Origin of the sequence: Burkholderia sp. F1, assembly GCF_050813845.1 — a bacterium.
Lineage (GTDB): Bacteria > Pseudomonadota > Gammaproteobacteria > Burkholderiales > Burkholderiaceae > Burkholderia > Burkholderia ubonensis.
Genome location: NZ_CP172422.1, coordinates 1,507,886 through 1,527,618, shown reverse-complemented (window position 1 = coordinate 1,527,618; position 19,733 = coordinate 1,507,886). Strand labels below are relative to the sequence as shown.

General features: G+C 67.9%; 15 protein-coding genes. 10 read left to right on the top strand and 5 right to left on the bottom strand.

Annotated elements, in window-relative coordinates:
- Positions 1–36: 36 nt before the first annotated feature.
- Both ACFIMZ_RS25890 and ACFIMZ_RS25885 read left to right on the top strand, forming a co-directional pair.
- A complete protein-coding gene (locus ACFIMZ_RS25890; protein ID WP_431825363.1) occupies positions 37–297 on the top strand; it encodes a hypothetical protein in 261 nt (86 codons plus the stop codon).
- Positions 298–517: 220 nt separating this feature from the next.
- Positions 518–817, top strand: coding sequence for a DUF4148 domain-containing protein (locus tag ACFIMZ_RS25885; protein ID WP_431825125.1), 300 nt, complete (start codon positions 518–520; stop codon positions 815–817).
- Between the two features lie 81 nt (positions 818–898).
- Here the strand turns inward: ACFIMZ_RS25885 and ACFIMZ_RS25880 are convergent, their stop codons facing one another.
- The 3 genes from ACFIMZ_RS25880 to ACFIMZ_RS25870 form a co-directional block, all read right to left on the bottom strand.
- On the bottom strand, positions 899–2,689 hold the full coding sequence (locus ACFIMZ_RS25880) for a diguanylate cyclase domain-containing protein (protein ID WP_431825124.1): 1,791 nt from the start codon (positions 2,687–2,689) through the stop codon (positions 899–901).
- Positions 2,686–3,810 (bottom strand): ABC transporter substrate-binding protein, encoded by a 1,125-nt coding sequence (locus ACFIMZ_RS25875; RefSeq protein WP_431825123.1) that lies wholly within the window; start codon positions 3,808–3,810, stop codon positions 2,686–2,688. The genes ACFIMZ_RS25880 and ACFIMZ_RS25875 overlap by 4 nt, the downstream gene beginning before the upstream one ends.
- Positions 3,811–4,185: 375 nt before the next feature.
- Positions 4,186–4,908: a FadR/GntR family transcriptional regulator gene (locus ACFIMZ_RS25870; protein WP_431825122.1), complete on the bottom strand. Its 723-nt coding sequence runs from the start codon at positions 4,906–4,908 to the stop codon at positions 4,186–4,188.
- Between the two features lie 216 nt (positions 4,909–5,124).
- Here ACFIMZ_RS25870 and uxuA point away from each other — a divergent pair, with 216 nt between their 5' ends.
- The 6 genes from uxuA to ACFIMZ_RS25840 all read left to right on the top strand — a co-directional run bounded on the left by uxuA (position 5,125) and on the right by ACFIMZ_RS25840 (position 13,449).
- Positions 5,125–6,177 carry a mannonate dehydratase gene (uxuA, locus tag ACFIMZ_RS25865; protein ID WP_431825121.1) on the top strand — a complete coding sequence of 351 codons (1,053 nt, stop codon included), beginning with the start codon at positions 5,125–5,127 and terminating at the stop codon, positions 6,175–6,177.
- 73 nt (positions 6,178–6,250) lie between these two features.
- The gene (locus tag ACFIMZ_RS25860; protein WP_431825120.1) at positions 6,251–7,561 is read left to right on the top strand and encodes an MFS transporter; all 1,311 of its coding nucleotides are present in this window, start codon (positions 6,251–6,253) and stop codon (positions 7,559–7,561) included.
- Positions 7,562–7,651: 90 nt separating this feature from the next.
- Entirely contained in the window at positions 7,652–9,073 is a 1,422-nt protein-coding gene (locus ACFIMZ_RS25855) for a PLP-dependent aminotransferase family protein (RefSeq protein WP_431825119.1), read from the top strand.
- Positions 9,074–9,225: 152 nt separating this feature from the next.
- The gene (locus ACFIMZ_RS25850) at positions 9,226–11,010 is read left to right on the top strand and encodes a nitrite/sulfite reductase (RefSeq protein WP_431825118.1); all 1,785 of its coding nucleotides are present in this window, start codon (positions 9,226–9,228) and stop codon (positions 11,008–11,010) included.
- A complete protein-coding gene (locus tag ACFIMZ_RS25845) occupies positions 11,007–11,438 on the top strand; it encodes a DUF934 domain-containing protein (RefSeq protein WP_431825117.1) in 432 nt (143 codons plus the stop codon). Before ACFIMZ_RS25850 ends, ACFIMZ_RS25845 begins: the two co-directional genes overlap by 4 nt.
- A gap of 538 nt (positions 11,439–11,976) precedes the next feature.
- Entirely contained in the window at positions 11,977–13,449 is a 1,473-nt protein-coding gene (locus tag ACFIMZ_RS25840; RefSeq protein ID WP_431825116.1) for a hypothetical protein, read from the top strand.
- Between the two features lie 63 nt (positions 13,450–13,512).
- Here ACFIMZ_RS25840 and ACFIMZ_RS25835 read toward each other — a convergent pair whose 3' ends face one another.
- Complete coding sequence (locus ACFIMZ_RS25835) at positions 13,513–14,790, bottom strand: virulence factor family protein (RefSeq protein WP_431825115.1); 1,278 nt, start codon at positions 14,788–14,790, stop codon at positions 13,513–13,515.
- Complete coding sequence (gene mprF, locus ACFIMZ_RS25830; RefSeq protein WP_431825114.1) at positions 14,787–17,381, bottom strand: bifunctional lysylphosphatidylglycerol flippase/synthetase MprF; 2,595 nt, start codon at positions 17,379–17,381, stop codon at positions 14,787–14,789. Before mprF ends, ACFIMZ_RS25835 begins: the two co-directional genes overlap by 4 nt.
- Before the next feature lie 428 nt (positions 17,382–17,809).
- Here mprF and ACFIMZ_RS25825 point away from each other — a divergent pair, with 428 nt between their 5' ends.
- On the top strand, positions 17,810–18,322 hold the full coding sequence (locus ACFIMZ_RS25825; protein WP_431825113.1) for a hypothetical protein: 513 nt from the start codon (positions 17,810–17,812) through the stop codon (positions 18,320–18,322).
- A gap of 258 nt (positions 18,323–18,580) precedes the next feature.
- Positions 18,581–19,723 (top strand): cytochrome c oxidase subunit II, encoded by a 1,143-nt coding sequence (locus tag ACFIMZ_RS25820; protein WP_431825112.1) that lies wholly within the window; start codon positions 18,581–18,583, stop codon positions 19,721–19,723.
- Positions 19,724–19,733: the final 10 nt, after the last annotated feature.

The following is a 19,733-nucleotide window of genomic DNA, read 5'->3' as shown; positions in this document are numbered from 1 at the left end:
AGGATCGGCAACGCAAGACGCGTTAGACTGTCCGCCATGGACACATGCCGTTATTGCCAGAGAATCCGCGACGAATGGGATTGCCACGGGGACGAATGCCGCCGGGCAATCGCGAAGGCGCTGCGCCGGCAGCGCGCGGGCCTGCCGATGGTGGCCGACCTCATCCGCAACGAACTCCCTTCCGGCGCCCCCACCCAGCAGGTGATCGCCGTGCTGTCGCGCCAGCGCCTGCGGGCGCGCCGCGGCAACGAGGAGCGCCGCGAGCGCAAGGAAATCGACGACGCCGACAGCGTCTGACCCGCTGCGTCACCCCGGTCGCGCCGCCCACCACAATTCATTGCAAAACGCGCCCAAATCATTAGGGACAGACGGCATTTTTCGCAAAATTATTGACTTGGGCGTAATTATCTTTCGCCGAAATCCACGTTTACCCTAGGTTTCCCGACGCCTACGATGTACTCAACCGCTTACGACATGGTGTCGAACGCGGAAAGCCAAACAAACATCGGAGGTCATCATGAAATCGCTCATCACCGCAGTCGTTGCCGCCACCGCCCTGTCCGCCTCGTTCGGCGCATTCGCGCAAAGCACCGTGACCCGCGCGCAAGTGCGCAACGACCTGGTCCGGCTCGAGCAGGCCGGCTACAAGCCGAGCGTGGCGAGCCCGCACTACCCGGACGACATCCTGGCCGCGCAAGCCCGCGTGCAGGGCGCCGACAGCACCGGCTACGGCGCGCAGGCCGGGCCGGTCGTCCAGGGCGGCGCTCCGGCGATCAACGCGCGCAATCCGCGCGACTCGGTCTACTTCGGCCACTAAGTCCGACGCTGCGCGCCCGGCGCGCGGCCCCCGCTCCCGCGACGAGCCCGTCCAGCGACGGGCTCGTCGCACGGGCGACGCCTACGAAGACGCATGCCGCGCGTCGTCCGCGCGCACGCCGGCGACCAGCTCCTGGTAGCGCACGTACGCGCACTGCGCCGACGCCTTCGCCGCGTACATCGCGGCATCCGCCTTGACCAGCAGTTCCTCGGCCGACGCGCCGTCGACCGGATACTCGCTGACGCCGATGCTCGCGCCCACCGCCATGCGCCGCTCGCCGAACTCCAGCTCCTCGGCCATCACGATCTGGATGCGCGACGCGATGTCGCCGACCAGCTCCGGCGAGCGCACCCCGGCGATCAGCACGATGAACTCGTCGCCGCCGAGCCGCGCGGCCATGTCACCGCTGCGCAGCACCAGGTTCAGGCGCTTCGCGACCGCGACGAGCGTGCGGTCGCCGGCCGAATGCCCGAGCTGATCGTTGATCTGCTTGAAGCGGTCGAGATCGACGAACATCACCGCGAGCCCTTCGTTCGTCGACGCCGCGTGGCGGATCGCGCCGTCGAGCCGCTCCATGAACAGCATGCGGTTCGGCAGGCCCGTGAGCATGTCGTGCCCGGCGAGATGGGTGAGCTCCTGCTGCTTCGCCCGCAGCATCGTCACCTGCGTGCGGATCTCGACGCGCATGCAGTCGAAGCAGCGCGCGAGAATGCCGATCTCGTCCGAGCGCCCGACCGGCAGCCGCTCGGACGCGGGATCGTCGAACACGTGCATCGCCGCGCGCGCGAGCACCTGCAGCGGCCGCGTGATCGCGCGCGCGAACAGGATCGCCAGGATCACCGCGAGCACGCTCGAGATCAGCACCATCCGCACGATCCGCTCGCCGAGCATGCCGGCCGGCGCCAGCACGTCCGACAGCGGCCGGGCGAGCCCGAGCACGACGAAGCGGTTGCCTTCGCCACGGCTGAACGGCGTGCGCGCGAACGCGAGCATCTGCCCGGTTGCCTGCTCGGGATCCGCGAGGCCGTTGATCGTCGCGTTCGTCTGCGCCTCGTCGAACAGCGGCCGCGTGACCGGGAAGCTGTCCTGCATCAGCACGCGCCGCCCGCGATCGAAGCCGAACATCTGCGCGGGATCGGGATGGACCAGGAAATCCCCCCACTCGTTCGCGAGGTACACGAGATAGCTTTCCGGCAGGTCGCGCTCGAGCCGCGTAAACACGCGCGCCAGGTCGATGTCGATCACGAGCGCGCCGACCGTCTCGCCGAGCGCATCGACGACCGGCGTGCCGACGCGCAGGATCGGCTGCCCCTCGGCCGCATGCGAACCGGTCTCGTGGTTGATCGCGATCGGCGACAGGTAGACGTGCCCCGGCGCGGTCGCGAGCGTATCGAACACGTAGGAGAACTGCCCTTTCTCCTGCAACGCGCTCGCCGGCAGCACGACGACGCCGCGTTCGTCGCGATCGACGCGGATCCTTTCGAGCCCGTAGTTCGCGCGCGCGATCAGGCGGATCTGCATGTATTCCGGATGATGCGTCATGAAACTGTAGTACACCTGCTCGAGCCGCAGGCGCTGCGCGGCGCCCGCCCGCACAGCGCCCGTATGCAGGTCGCCCGCCTCGTTGCCGCTTGCGACGGCCGGCGACGACGGCATCGTCGCGAGCACCAGCGCGTCGTCGGCGACGTCGCCGAGCGCGGCGGTGAAACGCTGCCCCAGCAGCTGCGTCGACATCAGCAGGCTGTGCTGCGCTTCCTGCACGAGCATCGCGCGATTCGCGCGATACGTGTAATAGCCGGTCGCACCGGACGCGACGACGCCGATGCACGCAAGCAGCACCGACAGCTTCGACGTGAGGCCGAGCTTCATCATTTGCCGAAACGCTCCGGCCGGTCGCCCGACACGATGCGGCCCCACAGCGCCTCGCGGCGCCCGATGTCCTCGACGGGCTGGATCCACACCAGATGCTGCCGGCCCGCGTCGAGTTCCGGCGGCGGCGTGAGCGTGTTCGCCAGTCCCTGGCGCTGCGTGAGCAGCGTGCCGATCGCGGGCTCGAGCATGTAGTTGATCCACGCGAGCGCCAGCTCCGGATGCTCGACGCCGCGCGTCATCGCCCAGCAGTCGAGCCATGCGAGCGCGCCTTCGTCCGGGATCACGTAGCCGACATCCGCGCCGGCGCGGCGCAGCAGTTCGACCTGCTGCGTGCCGTAGTTGCCGAACATCAGCGCCGCGCGATGCCGGACGAACAGCGCGGTCGCCTCCTCCGGCAGCGTGTAGTAGGTGAGCAGGTTGCGGCGCAGGTCGATCAGCTTGCGCGTGACGATGCGCGTCTGCGCCGGCGACAGGTGGAACGGATCGGCATAGCCGAGCGCCAGCGCGGTGAACGAGAAATTGTGCTGCGCGCTGTTGAAGTCGAGCACCTTGCCCCGATAGCGCGAATTCCACAGCTCGAGCATCGAATGCGGCGCGACCGGAATCTGCTTGCGGTCGTAGATCAGCCCCATTGATGAATACGTGAACGGAATCCCGTATGTCGCGGCGCCGCGCGTGAGCCCGCCGATGTTCACGACGTGCTGGAAGTTCGGCAGTTGCAGCCGCCGGTTCGGTATCCGCGACAGATCGAGCGGCGCGAGCAGGTTGTCGCGCGCATAGCGCTGGATCTCGGCGGTGTTCGCCGCGAGCACGTCATAAGGGGGCGGCGACGCGCTATGCATCCGCGACCATAACGCTTCGTCGGAATCGACGAGCGTCACTTCGACACGAGCATGGAAGCGCGTTTCGAAAGCGCTGACGACGTCGTTGTCCGCGTAACCCGGCCACGCGAGCACGCGCAACACGTTTTCGTTTGCGGACTCCGGCGCGGCAATGCCCGCCGGGCACGCCAACCCCAACGTCAAGATGACGAGAATCGTGCACCACGCCACGTTGACCCCGCGCCAACATGCGCCGATTCCCCTGAACAATCGGACTGTGTCCGCACCACCTGGCTGCATTCGACTGTCCTTTTTTATCTAGTCGATGCGATAGCTTGAGCTTGCTACAAGACCATAAAAAGAATCCCCACGCAATAAGCACTCGCCGCATGCGGATTCATTTTTACGGATTATTTTCGGGAAGATGGAATGATTCGCGATACAGATTTAATTCGATATCCTGATTCGTTGTGCTCGCAAGCGAATCGAAATCGATCGCGACGATTGTCTGCAGGAAAATTTGACCGCTTCATTTTGATTGCACGACGGCGTGTGCGATGCGATTGAACGCGCATCCTTCATACGGATCGCATCCTTGCCGTCGACATATCAATCGGCAGCGCGTGTGCGAATTGCTTCTTTTCTTTAGGCAATCGCCCGTCGCGCGAGCCGACCTCAACGCCACGCCTGCGTGAACTCCGCGATCACGCGCGACAGATGCGCGCGCATCGCGTCGCGCGCGCCGTCCGCATCGCGCGCCATGATCGCCGCGAAGATCCGCTGGTGATCCTCCTGCGACGCCGCGCGCAATGCCTGCGAATGGAAATGCTCCTCGATCTTGTCCCACAGCGGATCGCTGCGCGCGCAGTCCCACATCGCGGTGACCATGTGCAGCAGCACCGTATTGCCAGTGGATTCGGCGATGCGCAGATGAAACTGGCGATCCGCCGCATCGTACGCGGCCTTGTCGTCCATCTGCTCGCGCATCGTCGTGAGGGCAATGAACAGGCGGTCGAGATCGGCGTCCTTGCGCTCGGTCGCCGCGAGCGAGGCGATCTCCGCTTCGATCAGCCCGCGCGCGCGCAGCGTCTCGATCGGCCCCGGGCCGCGCGGCACCTCGAACGTCACGGGCCGCGCCGCATCGTCGGCGCACACGTAGATGCCCGACCCGACCCGCACCTCGACGATCCCCTGCACCTCGAGCGCAATGATCGCCTCGCGCACCTGCGTGCGGCTGACGCCGAACCGGTCGGCCAGGCTGCGCTCCGACGGCAGCCGCGCGCCCGCCTCGACCGCGCCGGCCGCGATCATCGCGTGAATCTGCCGCGCGAGGCCAATGTAGGAGCGGTCCGCGGCGTCCGCGTCGCGGTTGCCGGGCAGGTTGGATAAATCGGTCATCGAACACTCGCAACAGGCTTGCCGCCGCCACCCACGGCGCCGGATCGCGAAAATGGTACACCAATTTCCACCGGCGCCGTACGCCGGTCCGGCCCGGCCCCATCCGATCGCCCGGTTGCGCCATCGCGCCCGCGAGCAACTGGTAAACCACTATTCCGCCAAACTGGCATACCAATCATGATGCGCGAACATCACCGCCAGCAAGGAGCCGATCCAGTGAAGATGTCTTTCCGTTGGTATGGCGAGTCCGATCCGGTCTCGCTGCAGTACATCCGGCAGATTCCGGGCGTGACGCACATCGTGTCCGCGATCTACGACGAGCCGGTCGGCGAGGTCTGGCCCGCGCAGCGGATCGACGCGCTGAAGGCGACGATCGAGCGGGCCGGCCTGCGCTTCGAGGTCGTCGAGTCGGTGCCGGTGCACGAAGATATCAAGCTCGGCAAGCCGGGCCGCGACCGCCTGATCGAAAACTACCAGCGGACCATCCGCCATCTCGGCGCGGCCGGCATCCGGGTCGTCTGCTACAACTTCATGCCCGTGTTCGACTGGACCCGCACCGAGCTGTCGAAGACGCTCGACGACGGCTCGACCTGCCTCGCATTCAGCACCGATGCGGTCGACCGGATCGATCCGAACCAGGGCATCGCGCTGCCGGGCTGGGATTCGAGCTACCGGCCCGACCAGTTGCAGGCGCTGCTCGCCGAGTATCGCGAGATCGACGAAGCGGCGCTGTGGGCAAACCTCGAATACTTCCTGAAGGCGATCATCCCGGTCGCCGAGGAAGCCGGCGTGAAGATGGCGATCCATCCGGACGACCCGCCTCGACCGATCTTCGGGTTGCCGCGCATCGTGAAGAACCGCGACGACCTCGCGCGGATCGTGCGCATCGTCGACACGCCCGCGAACGGGCTGACGCTCTGCTCGGGCTCGCTCGGCGCGGGGCCGCGGAACGACGTCGAGGCGCTGGTGCGCGAATTCGGCGGGATGGGACGCATCCACTTCGCGCACATCCGCAACGTCAAGGTGGAAGCGAACGGCGACTTCGAGGAAACCGCGCACCTGTCGAGCTGCGGCTCGCTCGACATCGCCGCGATCGTGAAGGCGTATCACGACACGGGCTTCACCGGCTACGTGCGCCCGGACCACGGCCGCATGATCTGGGGCGAGACCGGCAAGCCCGGCTACGGGCTCTACGACCGCGCGCTCGGCGCCGTGTACCTGAACGGCCTGTGGGAAGCAATGGACAAGCTCGAGCGCCAACCGCACTGACCCGCTCGCCCGAGGGCGCCGGCGCAGCGGATCGCCGGCGTCCCGTCACGCCATTTCCGCGCGGAGACCTCCCATGCCACGCATCCGATGGGCCATGATCCTCATGTGCTTCCTCGCCAACGTCATCAACTTCATCGACCGCGCGAACCTCGCGATCGCCGCGCCGAGCATTCGCGCGGAGCTCGGCCTCGACGCGGTCGGCATGGGGCTCGTGCTGAGCGCGTTCTTCTGGACCTACGCGTTCCTGCAACTGCCCGCCGGCTGGTTCATCGACAAGGTCGGCGTGCGCGTGAGCCTCGCGCTCGCGGTCGGCTGGTGGTCGCTGTTCACGATGGCGACCGGCGCCGCGCGCGGCCTTGCGCAGCTCGTCGGCGTGCGGCTGATGCTCGGCGTCGGCGAGGCGGCCGCGATCCCGTCGTTCGCGAAGGTCGCGTTCAACTGGTTCCCGCGCAGCGAGCGCGGGCTCGCGAGCAGCATCTTCGACAGCGGCTCGCGGGTCGGCTCCGCGCTGTCGCTGCCGCTCGTCGCGTGGCTGATCTCGCTCGTCGGCTGGCGCGGCTCGTTCGTGATCACGGGCGGCATCGGCATCGTGTGGGCGCTCGCGTGGTGGTTCATCTACCGCGACCCGGAACGCTACCGCGCGATCGCGCCCGAGGCGGTCGACGCGCTGCTCGCGCAGCGCGGCACACCGGCCGCCACGTCCGCGGCCGACGGCGCGAAGATAGCGTGGCTCGACCTGTTCCGCTACCGGACCATCTGGGGAATGATGATCGGCCTGTTCTGCCTGAACTTCGCGATCTATTTCTTCATTACGTGGTTCCCGAGCTATCTGCTGCAATCGCGCGGCTTCTCGCTCGCGTCGCTCGGCACCTGGGGGATGCTGCCCGCGCTGCTCGCGATCCCCGGCGGCTGGCTCGGCGGCTACGTGTCGGACAGCCTGTTCCGGCGCGGCTGGAGCGCGACCGCCGCACGCAAGACCTGCCTCGTGCTCGGCATGCTGCTGTCGTCGTCGATCGCGCTGTCGGCGTTCGTCGACAACGTGTGGGCCTGCCTCGCGCTGTTCGCGCTCGCGTATGCGAGCCTGTCGTTCGCCGGCGCGAACGTGTGGACGCTCGTCGGCGAAGTCGCGCCGACGCCCGCGCACGTCGCGTCGATCGGCGGCATCCAGAACTTCGCGGGCAATCTCGCGGGCATCTTCATCACGACGTTCACCGGCGTGATGCTGTCGCTCACGAAGGGCTCGTTCGTCGTGCCGCTCGCCGTGGCGGGGGCGCTGTGCATCGTCGGCGCGCTGTCGTACCTGTTCGTCGTCGGCAAGGTCGAGCCGCTGCCGCTCGTGCGCGGCGGGACCGCGGCGCGCAACGTCGAGCCGAGCGCGGCCTGAACGCAGGTCCGGCGGCCGGACAAGCTTTCCTTTTGCCGACGGCCATTGGACAATGAGCCCGCTTGCCGCACCCGGCTCCTGTCCTGTTCGATGAAACGCTACGAAACCCTCGCCCACACGATCGCCGACGAGATCCGCAACGGCAACCTCGCGGTCGGCACGCGCCTGCCGTCGCTGCGCCAGATCATCGCGCAGCACGGCGTCAGCCAGTCGACGGTGTTTCGCGCGTATTACCTGCTCGAACAGTGGGGGCTGATCCGCGCACGCGAGCGCTCCGGCTACTACGTCGCGCCGGGCGCGCGCCCGAGCGCGAAGCGGCGCGCGCCCCGCGCCGCCGCGACGCGCAAGGTCGACATCAGCGACCTCGTGTTCTCGGTGCTCGACGCCGCGACGCAGCCCGGCATCGTGCCGCTGGGCTCCGCGTTTCCGGCGCCGCAGCTGTTTCCGCTGCCGCGCCTCGCGAAGTCGATCGCGCAGGCGACGCGCCTCGTCAGCCCGTGGAGCACGGTGGTCGACCTGCCGCCCGGCAACGAGCAGTTGCGCCGGCAGATCGCGCTGCGCTATCTCGCGATGGGCGTGTCGCAGCCGGTCGACGAGATCGTCGTCACGAACGGCGCGCTCGAAGCGCTGAACCTGTGCCTGATGGCCGTCACGCGGCCCGGCGACGTGGTGGCCGTCGAGGCGCCGGGCTTCTACGCGGCGCTGCAGGCGATCGAGCGGCTCGACCTGCGGGCCGTCGAGATTCCGGTCGACCCGCGCACCGGGCTCGACCTCGTCGCGCTCGAGAACGCGCTCGACCGGCACAACGTGCGCGCGTGCTGGTTCATGACGAATTTCCAGAACCCGACCGGCGTCACGCTGACGGCGGAGAAAAAGCGCGCGCTCGTCGAGCTGCTCGCGGCGCGCGACGTGCCGCTGATCGAGGACGACGTCTATGGCGAACTGCACTTCGGCCCCGACTATCCGCTGCCCGCGCGCGCGTTCGACAAGCACGGCCTCGTGATGCACTGCAGCTCGTTCTCGAAGACGCTCGCGCCCGGCTACCGGATCGGCTGGGCGGCCGCGGGCCGATACGCGGAGAAGGTGCAGCGGCTCAAGCTGATGACGACGCTGTCGGCGAGCATTCCCGCGCAGGCCGGCATCGCGAACTATCTCGAGCACGGCGGCTATGACCGCCATCTGCGCAAGCTGCGCGGCGCGCTGCAAGGGCAGCTCGACCGGATGGACGACGCGCTGCGGCGCTGGCTGCCCGCGGGCGTCGAATGGGTGCGGCCCGAAGGCGGGTATTTTCTGTGGCTCGAATTTCCCCAGGCGATCGACGCGATGGAACTGCATCGGCAGGCGATCGCGCGCGGGATCAGCTTTGCGCCGGGGCCGCTGTTTTCCGCGGCGCACGGCTTCGAGCGCTGCGTGCGCGTGAATTTCGGCCATCCGTGGAGCCGCGAGATCGAGCGCGCGATCCGCGTGCTGGGCGAGCTGGTGGCGCAGCCGCCGGTGCGCAAGGCGGGTTGAGCGCGCCGCCATCATCTGCTGCGCCGATTGCGCCCGCATCTGCTGCTTGTTCGCCCGCCCCGCCTTCCCTACCCTGTCCTTCCGTAGCGCAACGCCCGTCGCGCCTTCCCCCACGAGCGGCGAGCGTCGCCGCTTTCCACGCATCCGACGTCATGTATCGATATACGGTATTCGACCGCGCGCTCGTCCGCAGCCGCGCGGCCCAGTTTCGCGACCAGCTCGAACGCTGGCAGCGCGGCGCGCTGAGCGAAGACGCGTTCCGGCCGCTGCGCCTGCAGAACGGCTGGTACGTGCAGCGCCACGCGCCGATGCTGCGCGCCGCCGTGCCCTACGGCGAGCTCTCGAGCGCCCAGCTGCGCGTGCTCGCCCGGATCGCGCGCGACTACGACGTGCCCGACGCGGCGACCTACCGCGCCGCCTGCGACGCACAGGCCCTGCTCGGCACGACGCGCCTGCCGACCCGCAACGCGCACTTCACGACGCGCACCAACGTGCAATTCAACTGGATTCCGCTATCGAAAGCGGCCGACGTGATGGACCTGCTCGCGACCGTCGACATGCACGGCATCCAGACGAGCGGCAACTGCATCCGCAACATCTCGTGCGACGAGCGCGCGGGCGTCGCGCCGGACGAGATCGCCGATCCGCGCCCGTTCGCCGAAGTGATGCGGCAATGGACGACGCTGCATCCCGAGTTCGCGTTCCTGCCGCGCAAGTTCAAGATCGCGATCACCGGCGCGGCCGAGGACCGCGCGGCGACCGACTGGCACGACGTCGGCCTGAAGCTCGTGCGCGACGACGCGGGGGAACTGGGCTTTCGCGTGAGCGTCGGCGGCGGGATGGGCCGCACGCCGATGACCGCGACGCTGTTGCGCGCGTTCCTGCCGTGGCGGCACGTGATGAACTACATCGAGGCGATCGTGCGCGTGTACAACCGCTACGGCCGCCGCGACAACAAGTACAAGGCGCGCATCAAGATCCTCGTGAAGACCGAGGGGCAGCGCTACATCGACGACGTCGAAGCGGAGTTCCGCCAGATCGTCGAGCATGACGGCGGCCCGCATACGATTCCGCAGGCCGAGTTCGACCGCATCGCCGCGTGCTTCGTGCCGCCGTCGCGCCCGCCGCGCAGCGTCGACCTGCGCGACGCGAACGCACGCGTCGCCGCACACGCGAACCGGCATCCGGCCTTCGCGCGCTGGCTCGCGCGCAACGTCGCCGCGCACCAGGACCCGGCGCTGCGGATCGTCACGCTGTCGTTCAAGCGGCGCCTGCAGGCGCCCGGCGACGCGTCGCCGGACCAGCTCGACGCGCTCGCCGATCTCGCCGAGCGCTACTCGGCCGGCGAGGCGCGCGTCACGCATGCGCAGAACACGGTGCTGCCTTGGGTGCATGTCGACGATCTGTTCCTGCTGTGGGAAGACGCGCGCGCGGCCGGCCTCGCGAGCGCGAACATCGGCCTCTTGACCGACATGATCGCGTGCCCGGGCGGCGACTTCTGCGCGCTGGCGAACGCGCGCTCGATCCCGATCGCCGATGCGATCGCCGAGCGCTTCCAGGATCTCGACCTGCTGCACGACGTCGGCGACATCGACCTGCACATCAGCGGCTGCATCAACTCGTGCGGCCATCACCACAGCGGCCACATCGGCATCCTCGGCGTCGACAAGGACGGCGCCGAGTGGTACCAGGTGACGCTCGGCGGCTCCGACGGCTCGGCCGCGAGCGGCCCGGCGCAGCCGGGCAAGGTGATCGGCCCGTCGTTCTCCGCGGACGAGATCGTCGACGTCGTCGACGCGCTCGTCGCGACCTATCTCGACGCGCGGCGCGACGTCGGCGGCCGCAGCGAGCCATTCATCGACACGGTGCGCCGCATCGGCCCCGAACCCTTCAAGGCCGCCGCCAACCAGGCGCGGCATCTCGTCGCGAACGCATGATGAGCGCACGCCAATTGAACGCACCCCAACGCATCCGGCTGCTGACGCCGGCCGAACACGATGACGAAACGCGCGACGCGACGCTGACGATCACGAACGACGACGAATTGGAACCGCATGCCGCGCAGATCGCGCAAGCGACGCGCATCGACCTGCAGTTCCCGGCGTTCACCGACGGCCGCGCGTACAGCCAGGCGTACCTGCTGCGCAAGCGCTTCGGGTTTGCGGGCGACCTGCGTGCGACCGGCGACGTGCTGATCGACCAGGTGCTGCTGATGGAGCGCACCGGCTTCTCGAGCGCGGTGCTCGGCGCGGACGCCGATCCGGAAGACGCGCGGCGCCAGCTCGAACGTTTTTCCGGCTTCTATCAGCGCGATGCGCGATCGGTGGCGCCGACTTCGCGACGGAACGACATGTCGGACGATTAGCCGTCGTGCGCGCGCCGGAACCGAGGATTCAGACGCCGCGACAGCATTCCTCAGGCCAGCCCTGTCATTACCCGGCAATATCAGCACAATCCCGCATTCGATTCTCGCATTGCTTGACATTCCCGGTGCGTGACCTAGCTTGGACTCTACGGATCAAACGCGCGGCGAATCCCGGTCGATTCGCATAAAGACACGCCTATCGCGCGCATGCCCGTCAAGATAACCACGTCTTACAAATTCATTCCAACCAGGGGACTCGCCATGGACAAGTCATCGTCTCTCGGCGTATCGAACACCGCCGCATGCGCTCCGCTCCGAGACGGATCGCGCGTGCCGGCATGCGCATCCGGCATTCCGCCGGTGCGCGCGTCAAAGCATCTGCTTGCCCCGCCGGGCTGATTCCGCGGTCTCTTTCCTGATTCGCTCCATCGAAGCAAGGCAACGCGTCCCGCCAAGCGCCGGCGGTACGTGACTCTTGTCCGCCTTCCGCTCGCCCGGTCGCGCGCGGAAACGGACGCGATCACTCGCGAGCATGCACATGGCTACCTCGAACCCGTTTGAAATCCCGCTGCTGAAGCGGCCCCCGGTGCAAATGAGTCACCAGACGGCGCGCGGCCGGGCGTATTTGTTGAGTCTCTATCTGATTCTCATCAACGTGGCCGGTATCGTGATCGCGACGCTTGCGACCAATCGACCGATCAACTGGGAAAGCTGGGAAAGCTTTCGCACGTGGTTTCTGGCGCTCCAGTGGCCATGGGCGATCATCCTGGTCAGCGCGATCGCCACCGTGCTGGTAGGCGCTCCGCTCATCGCGTTCCTGTGCCTTGGCTGGTATGCGCGCTATGACGAATTCCAGAACAGCCTCAAGAACAATGCGCTCGACGCCTACCTGAAGCGTTTCTGGTCGAAATGGCTGCTGCAGACGATCCAGTTCGCGGAGCAACAGGGCGGCGCACCGCCGACGGCGGGCGGCGACAGCGAGCGCCTGAACACCTTCTCGCAACGCTGGCCGGCGCTGGGCGACCGCCTGTTCGCGAACATCTACCACGAGCAGTACGGCCTGTGGGCGTTCGTGCCGCCGTTTCTCATTCTGCTCGCGGTGACTTACGCGATCACGGCTATCGCGGCGTGGGTCTGCACGCAGGGCGACTGCCTGTCGCCGGACAAGGCGACCAGCATTTGCGGGCTCACCGCGTCGGTGATCGTTGCCTCGATCGCCGGCGCGATGATGTACGTCTCCAGCGATTCCGTGCTGGGCATCCGGCGTCGCGCGCTCAATGCGTCCGACGTGTACTGGTATTCGCTGCGCCTGTTCCTCGCGATACCGCTCGCACTCGTCGCGACCTATGCGCCGTCGCTCGGCAACCCGCCGCATGTCTTGATCGCGTTCACGCTGACGATCCTGCCGATCGAGGAAATCATGAAGGTGATTCGCCGACTCGCCGCGAAAAACGTGACCGAGCTTGAAAAGAAGGAAGACCCGCCGGACGAACTGCTCAACCTGAGCGGCGTCACGAAGTCCGTGACCGCCTCGCTGCACGCGGAAGGCATCACGTCGATCGAGCAGATGGCCGCGGCCGATCCCGTCACGCTGTCGATCCGCACCGGATTTCCGTTTCGCTTCACGCTGCGGCTAGGCTCGCAAGCGATCGTGCGCCGGCATTTCGGTCCGAACGCGTCGAACTTGCTGCCGATCGGCCTGGCGGACGTCGTGCCGATCTACCTGCTCGTGCAGGCGCTCAACGGCACGTCGCAGCCCGAAGCGCCGGCCGGGGGGGCAGCGCCCGTCGTGCCGCCGCCCGTACCGCCCGGTGTAGCGCCCCAAGCGCCGCGGCTCGATGCCCCCGAAGCCATCGTTGCGGCAGCCGCCACCCTCCTGTTTGCCAAAGCCGACCCGGCGTTACCGCAGGAGCAGGCGCAAGCGGTCGTGAAAATGAAATTCCGCCAGATTGCGGCGGAAGAGTACACGTTGATGCTGGCCCGGATCACGCCGCTCGACCCGGCGCTCTAGCGTGCCCCGATCCCGAACGCCGACCGGCGGGACGCGCATGCGTCCCGCCGGCATGGCGAGTGGCTAGTTGCCCGCCACCTGCTTCTTGAACGCCGCGAGAATCTGCTTCTCGAGCGCGACATAGTCGCGGCCGAAGTGATGCTCGCCCTGCGTCTTGATCACCTGGATGCCCGTGTTCGCGATCACCGGGCACATCGTCTCCTTCTCCTGCTCGCCGTAGAAGCACTGCACGATGCCCGGCGGCACCTTCGCGATCTCCGGCGCGACCTTCAGCGCCTTGTCGCTCGCCGGCATCCCGAGCCAGCCCGTCACGCGAATCTGGAAGTCCGCCGCCGGCGCGAAGCCGAGCAGCGACATCACCGACACCTTGTCGCGCAACGCGGCCGGCAGCCGGTTGTACGCGAACGGCATCACGTCCGCGCCGAACGAGTAGCCGACCAGCGCGACGCTCGTCGCGTTCCAGCGCGCCATGTAGGTGCGCATCACGCGCGCGAGATCGCGGCTCGTCTGCGCGGGCGGCTTCTCGCTCCAGAAATAGCGCAGCGCGTCGATGCCGACGACCGACACGCCGTCGCGCTGCAGCGCCTCGGCGATCGTCTTGTCGAGATCGCGCCAGCCGCCGTCGCCGGAAATCACGATCGCGAGCAGGTTGCTGCCCCCCTTGGCCGGCAGCTCGATCAGCGGCAGGTCCGACACGTCGAGCTCGTCGGCCGTCCCGTCGCGCAGATGCGGCTTCACGAGCGCGACGAGCTTCGCGGCATCGCCCGCCGCCGCGGTTTCGACGAAGCCCGGCATCGCGCGGCGCACGATCGTCGGATCGGGCGGGCACGGCTTGAAGCGCGGATCGAGCTTCGGCGCCGGCTCGACCGACACCATGCCGGCAATCGTGTTCTCCGGCGCCATCGACAGGATCTGCTTCGCGATCGCGCCACCCTGCCCGACACCCGCGACGATCGGCGCGTAATAGCGCGACGACTGCGCGAGCCGTTCAAGCTGGTGGCTGACGGCCTCGGCGTCGCCGTCGAGATGGTGGCAAGTCTCCTGCGTCGCGGCCAGGTTCGCCGCGTACCGCTCGGCATCCACGCCGACCGTCATCGCGCCGGCCTTCGCGAGCGCGTCGGCGGCCTGCTGGTCGGCCGCGCTCCAGCCGCTGCCTTGCGAGAACATCACGACGAAGCCGCGCATCGGACCATTCGGCTTCGTCACGCTAACCGGGCCGTAGCGGCCGCCGGACACGGTCTGCACCTTCACCGCCGCCGGCTGCGTCGCGAACGCGCCGCCGGCCAGCATCATTCCCGCGCAGGCGACCACCGCCCGTGCGATTCCCTTCTTCAGCATCATGAACGCCGACCTCCCGCCAGCAAAGACAGATCCGCCAGCGTGACGAACACGCCGACCGAGCCCGAAGCCGCGAGATAACGCGGCTCCCAATGCGGCTCGAACTTGCTCTTGAACGCGCGCAAGCCGCGGAAATTATAGAAACGGCCGCCGAAACGCCACACCATCAGCCCGACCCGGTGCCACGGCGACGGCATCTTCGCCGCGCCCATCCCCGAGAACGGCGCGATGCCGAGGCTCAGCCTGCGGAAGCCCGCTTCCTTCAGGTGCAGCGCGAGCTGCGTGAACAGGTACTCCATCGCGTACGGCGACGCCTCCGGCAGATGGCGCATCACGCCGACTGTCGCCTCGGTGTTGAGGTCGGTCGTCATGAACGTGACGAACGCGATCGGCTTGTCGGCCTGGCGCACCAGCATCACCGACTGCGTCGCGAGATAGCCGTCATGGAACGCCGCGACCGAGAAGCTCTTCTCGCGCGCGTCGCGGCTGTCGAGCCAGCCGTCGGAAATCCCGCGCAGCGCGGGCAGCACGGCCGGCACGTCGTTCGGCGCGATCACCTCGACGGTCAGCGCATCCTTGTCGCCGCGGCGCAGCGCATAGCGCAGGTGCGAGCGGTGCGAACCCTTCAGGTCGAACTCGTCGAGCGCGACGTGCGCTTCCTCGCCGAGCTTCATCAGCGTGAGCCCCGCGTCGAGGTACAGCGGCAGCGCGTTCGCGCGCACCTGGTAGAACGCCGCGCGGCCGCCGTGCTTGTGCGCGAGCGCGATGAACTTGCCGATCAGCGCCGGCCATTCGCTGCGCGGGCCGACCGGGTCGTGCAGCGCGGCCCACGTGCGGCCGTGCTTCGCGTACATCAGGAACGCCTCGCGCGACTCCGAAAACAGGAAGCTCTTGTCGCCCATCAGCGCCAGGCCGGCATCGCTGCATTCCTGCGCGCGGATGATCCGCTCGGCGTCGAGCAGGTCCTGCGGCGCCGGCTTCACGAAACGGCCCGCCGCCGGCCGCAGCATCTGCCACAGCGCGAACATCGCGACGAACACGCCCGCGGCGAGCGTCGCGCGCAGCGCCCGCGGCGCGCGCGCATCGAACGAGAAGTGCGACCACAGCTCGCGCGTGTACGGCACGTCGCGGAACGCGAAGCACAGCACCCACACCGCGAGCATCAGCACCATCGCGACCGACACGAACCAGCCGATCGTGAAGCGCTCCGCGAACAGCGACGAATGGCGATTGAAGCGCCGGCGGCTGACGAGCAGCAGCACCAGCAGCGTGCCGAGCACGCCGGCCTCGACGAACGCGAGCCCCTTCGCGAGCGACAGCGCGAGGCTCGCGAGCGTCAGCGCGAAGGTCATCCACCATGCGGCGTCGAGCCGGCGCAGCAGCCCGCGCGCGACGAACAGCAGCGCGACGCCGAGCACGCTGCAGATCACCTGCGAACCTTCGAGCACCCACAGCGGCACGATGCCGCGCAGGATCGCGATCCGGTGCCAGAACGCCGGCGTCGCGCTCGAGATCACGAGCATCGTGCCGGTGGCGAACGTCACGAGGCTGAGGAACAGCGGCGCGAGCTGCGACACGCGCGCGGCCTGCCGCGTCACGAGGCGCCGGCGCAGCGCGCGGCCCTCGAAGCCGGCGAGCAGGCCGGCCGACAGCACGAACGGCACGCCGAAGTAGATCGCGCGATACGCGATCAGCGCGGCGACCATCTCGTGCGCGGGCACGTCGCGGCCGAGCGTGAAGACCATCGCCGCCTCGAACACGCCGATCCCGCCCGGCGTATGGCCGATCATGCCGAGCAGCAGCGCGGCCGCGTAGATCGTGATGAAGCTCGCGAAGCCGACCGGCGCGGCGGGCAGCAGCACCCACAGCGTCAGGCCGGCCGCGACCACGTCGAGCACCGCGTAGACGACCTGCGCAACGAGATCGCGCCGCGCCGGGATATCGAACCCGAGCCACTTGAAGCGGGTCTCGACCGGACGCGCGACGCGCCCGCAGGCGGCGGTCAGCGCCGCCATCACCGCGAGCAGCGCGGCGCCGCCCCAGGTGAGCGCGCCGGGCGCGACGTGCAGCATCGCGGCCAGCGTCTGCGGCTCGCAGACCATGCCGACGGCGGTCATCAGCACCAGCGCGAGCGCGAGCGTGCCGCTCGTGAACACCGTCATGCGGCCGATCTGGGCGGGCGTGACGCCGGACACGCCATAGACGCGCGCGCGCACCGCGCCGCCCGTCAGCGCGCCGAAGCCGGTCGCGTTGCCGAGCGCCGAGCCGGCGATCGCGCCGATCCACAGCGCCGCGCGCGGCACCTTGGCCGCGACGTAGCGCAGGCCGACCGCGTCGCGGGCGACGAGCGCGAGATAGCTGAGGGCCGTCGCGCCGAGCGACGCGCCCCATTCGGCGGCCGACATGTGGCGCAGCTGGCGGATCACCGACCGGTAATCGACGGACGCCGACAGGTGCTGGAAGACCACGATCAACAGCAGCCCGATGCCGAGCGCAAGCAGCGGCGACAGCATGCGCTCGTTGCGCAGCAGTGCCGAGACGCGGCCGAACATTGCCGCGGCACGGCTGGGTGAGCCAGGGTGGCGGGAAGACATAAATTATTGGCGGTGGTGCGTAGCGTGCCGCGGCGCCGGGTGGACCGGACGGCGGCGAATCTGGTTGTTCTGCGTGGGCGGCCCGCCGATGTGCCGATCGGCGGCGCCTGATTCAGAAATTACAAGTATACAGAATCATTATTACAAATTCTTTCGCGTCGGATGGATCCGCGCCGGACAGGCCGTTCGTCGGAACGCGATATAAAAATCAGGCGACCGGCATGTGCGAGATGCGCATCATACCGGGAACCGGCGCGATTTTTTCGTCGGATGAATGACGGGCGGGGTTTTTGTACCTTGCGTTGGCACCCATATCTGCCATTCTGAATCGGATAAGGGACGCATTTTTGACGCGAGTGGCGCCGAAGCCAGGCAAGCGGCGCTTTCCGTACCCGGATGCTGATTTGAACCGCCAGCAAGGAGGTCGTATGGAACTGCACATTCAATCACACCATTGGGAACGGCGCGTGCCCGACTGGCTCGCCGCTGCCGTGGCCGGTCTCGCGGGTGGCGCCCTGGTGATCGTGCTGGAATTCTTCTGGTCGACCATGGTGCTGTATGAAAGCCCGTGGCAACCGACCCACAAGATCGCGGCGATGGTGATGGGTCGCAGCGCGCTCGAGCAGATGTCGCACTTCAGCATCGGCATCGTGGCGACGGCGCTGGTGCTGCACTACGTGCTCGGCGCCGTCATGGGGATGATTCTCGCGGCGATCATCGCGCCGTTCCGCTTCGATTCGAGCGTCGGCATGGAGGCGCTCGTCGGGGTGGCCTTCGGGATCGTCGCGTATGTGTGGAACTTCCATGTGATGACAGCGGTGTTCCCGTGGTTCGTCTCGGAGCGGGGATCCGGACCCTTGTTGGCCAACCTGCTGTTCGGCGTGGTCACCGCCATCGCCTACGGCATGCTGGCGCGGCGCAGGCAGGACGCGATGCAGTGACGCGCCGTGTTGCGCTGCATCGCGGCAAGTAACGCCTCCATTCGCGCGCTCCGTATATGGGGCGCGCTTCCCCCTTGCGCTGCCTTGCACGATGCAGAGGAGAGGTCTACCTTTTCTCTAGGGCCGCATACAACACTCGGCGAAGCGGCCTGGCGCACGTGCCGGCGCAGACAGCAGCGAAAGTACGACCAGGCGGCACAACGACGCCAGGAGCGCTTTGTCGGCGGCTCCAGCGAGTGACTCGCAACGAGGCGGCCTATGGCGCTTGCGATTGCCCTGATCCTGATCATCGTATTGGCGGTGGGGTTTCACTTTGCCAGTCCCTGGTGGATCACGCCGATCGCGTCGAACTGGGTGCGCATGGACGACATGCTGACGATCACGATCGTCATTACCGGCGCGCTCTTCATCGCGATCAACCTGTTCATCGTGATCGCACTGGTGCGCTACCGCCACCGCGGGGGTCATCGGGCGGCTTACGAGCCGCACAACAAGCGGCTGGAATGGTGGCTGATCGGCCTGACCGCTGTCGGCGTCGCGGCGTTGCTGGCACCGGGGCTCTTCGTCTATGCGGACTACATACGGCCGCCGCCCAACGTGCTGAAGATGGAAGTGCTCGGCCAGCAATGGCAATGGCGCTTCCGCTTTGCCGGCCCCGGCGGCAAGCTGGGCACGACGGACGTGCGCTACATCAGCAACGACAACCCCTTCGGCCTGAACCCCGGCGACCCGAACGGCCGCGACAACTACCTGATCGAGACGCCCGAGGTGCACCTGCCGCTCAACCGGCCGATCCAGGTCCTGACACGGTCGCGCGACGTGCTGCATGACTTCTACGTCCCGCCGTTCCGCGCGCGCATGAACATGGTGCCCGGCATGGTGACCACCTTCTGGTTCACGCCGACCAAGGCCGGGCGTTACGACATCCTGTGCGCGCAGCTTTGCGGCCTCGGGCACGCCAACATGCGCGGCGTGGTGGTGGTGGAAGACGAGGCATCGTTCTCGCGCTGGCTGGCGCAGCAGAGCACGTTCGCGCAGCGGCAGCAGGCCAAGGTGCAGGCCGCCGCCGCCACCGGCGGCGGCGCCCAGGCGCTTGCCGACCAGGGCAGGACGCTCGCGGCGGCCAAGGGCTGCGTCGCCTGCCATAGCGTGGACGGCAGTCCGCGCGTGGGCCCCACCTGGAAGGGCCTGTACGGCAAGACCGAAACGATGGCCGACGGCAGCACCGCGAAGGTCGACGAAGCCTACCTGCGCGCGTTCATCCGCGACCCGACGGCCCGCGTCGTGAAGGGCTTCGCACCCATCATGCCGCACTTCGACCTGAGCGAGCAGGAGCTGACCGCGCTGGTGGCCTACATCGAATCGCAAGGCGGCCCGGCCGCCGGCAGCGCAGCCAACTAGCGGAGCAGAC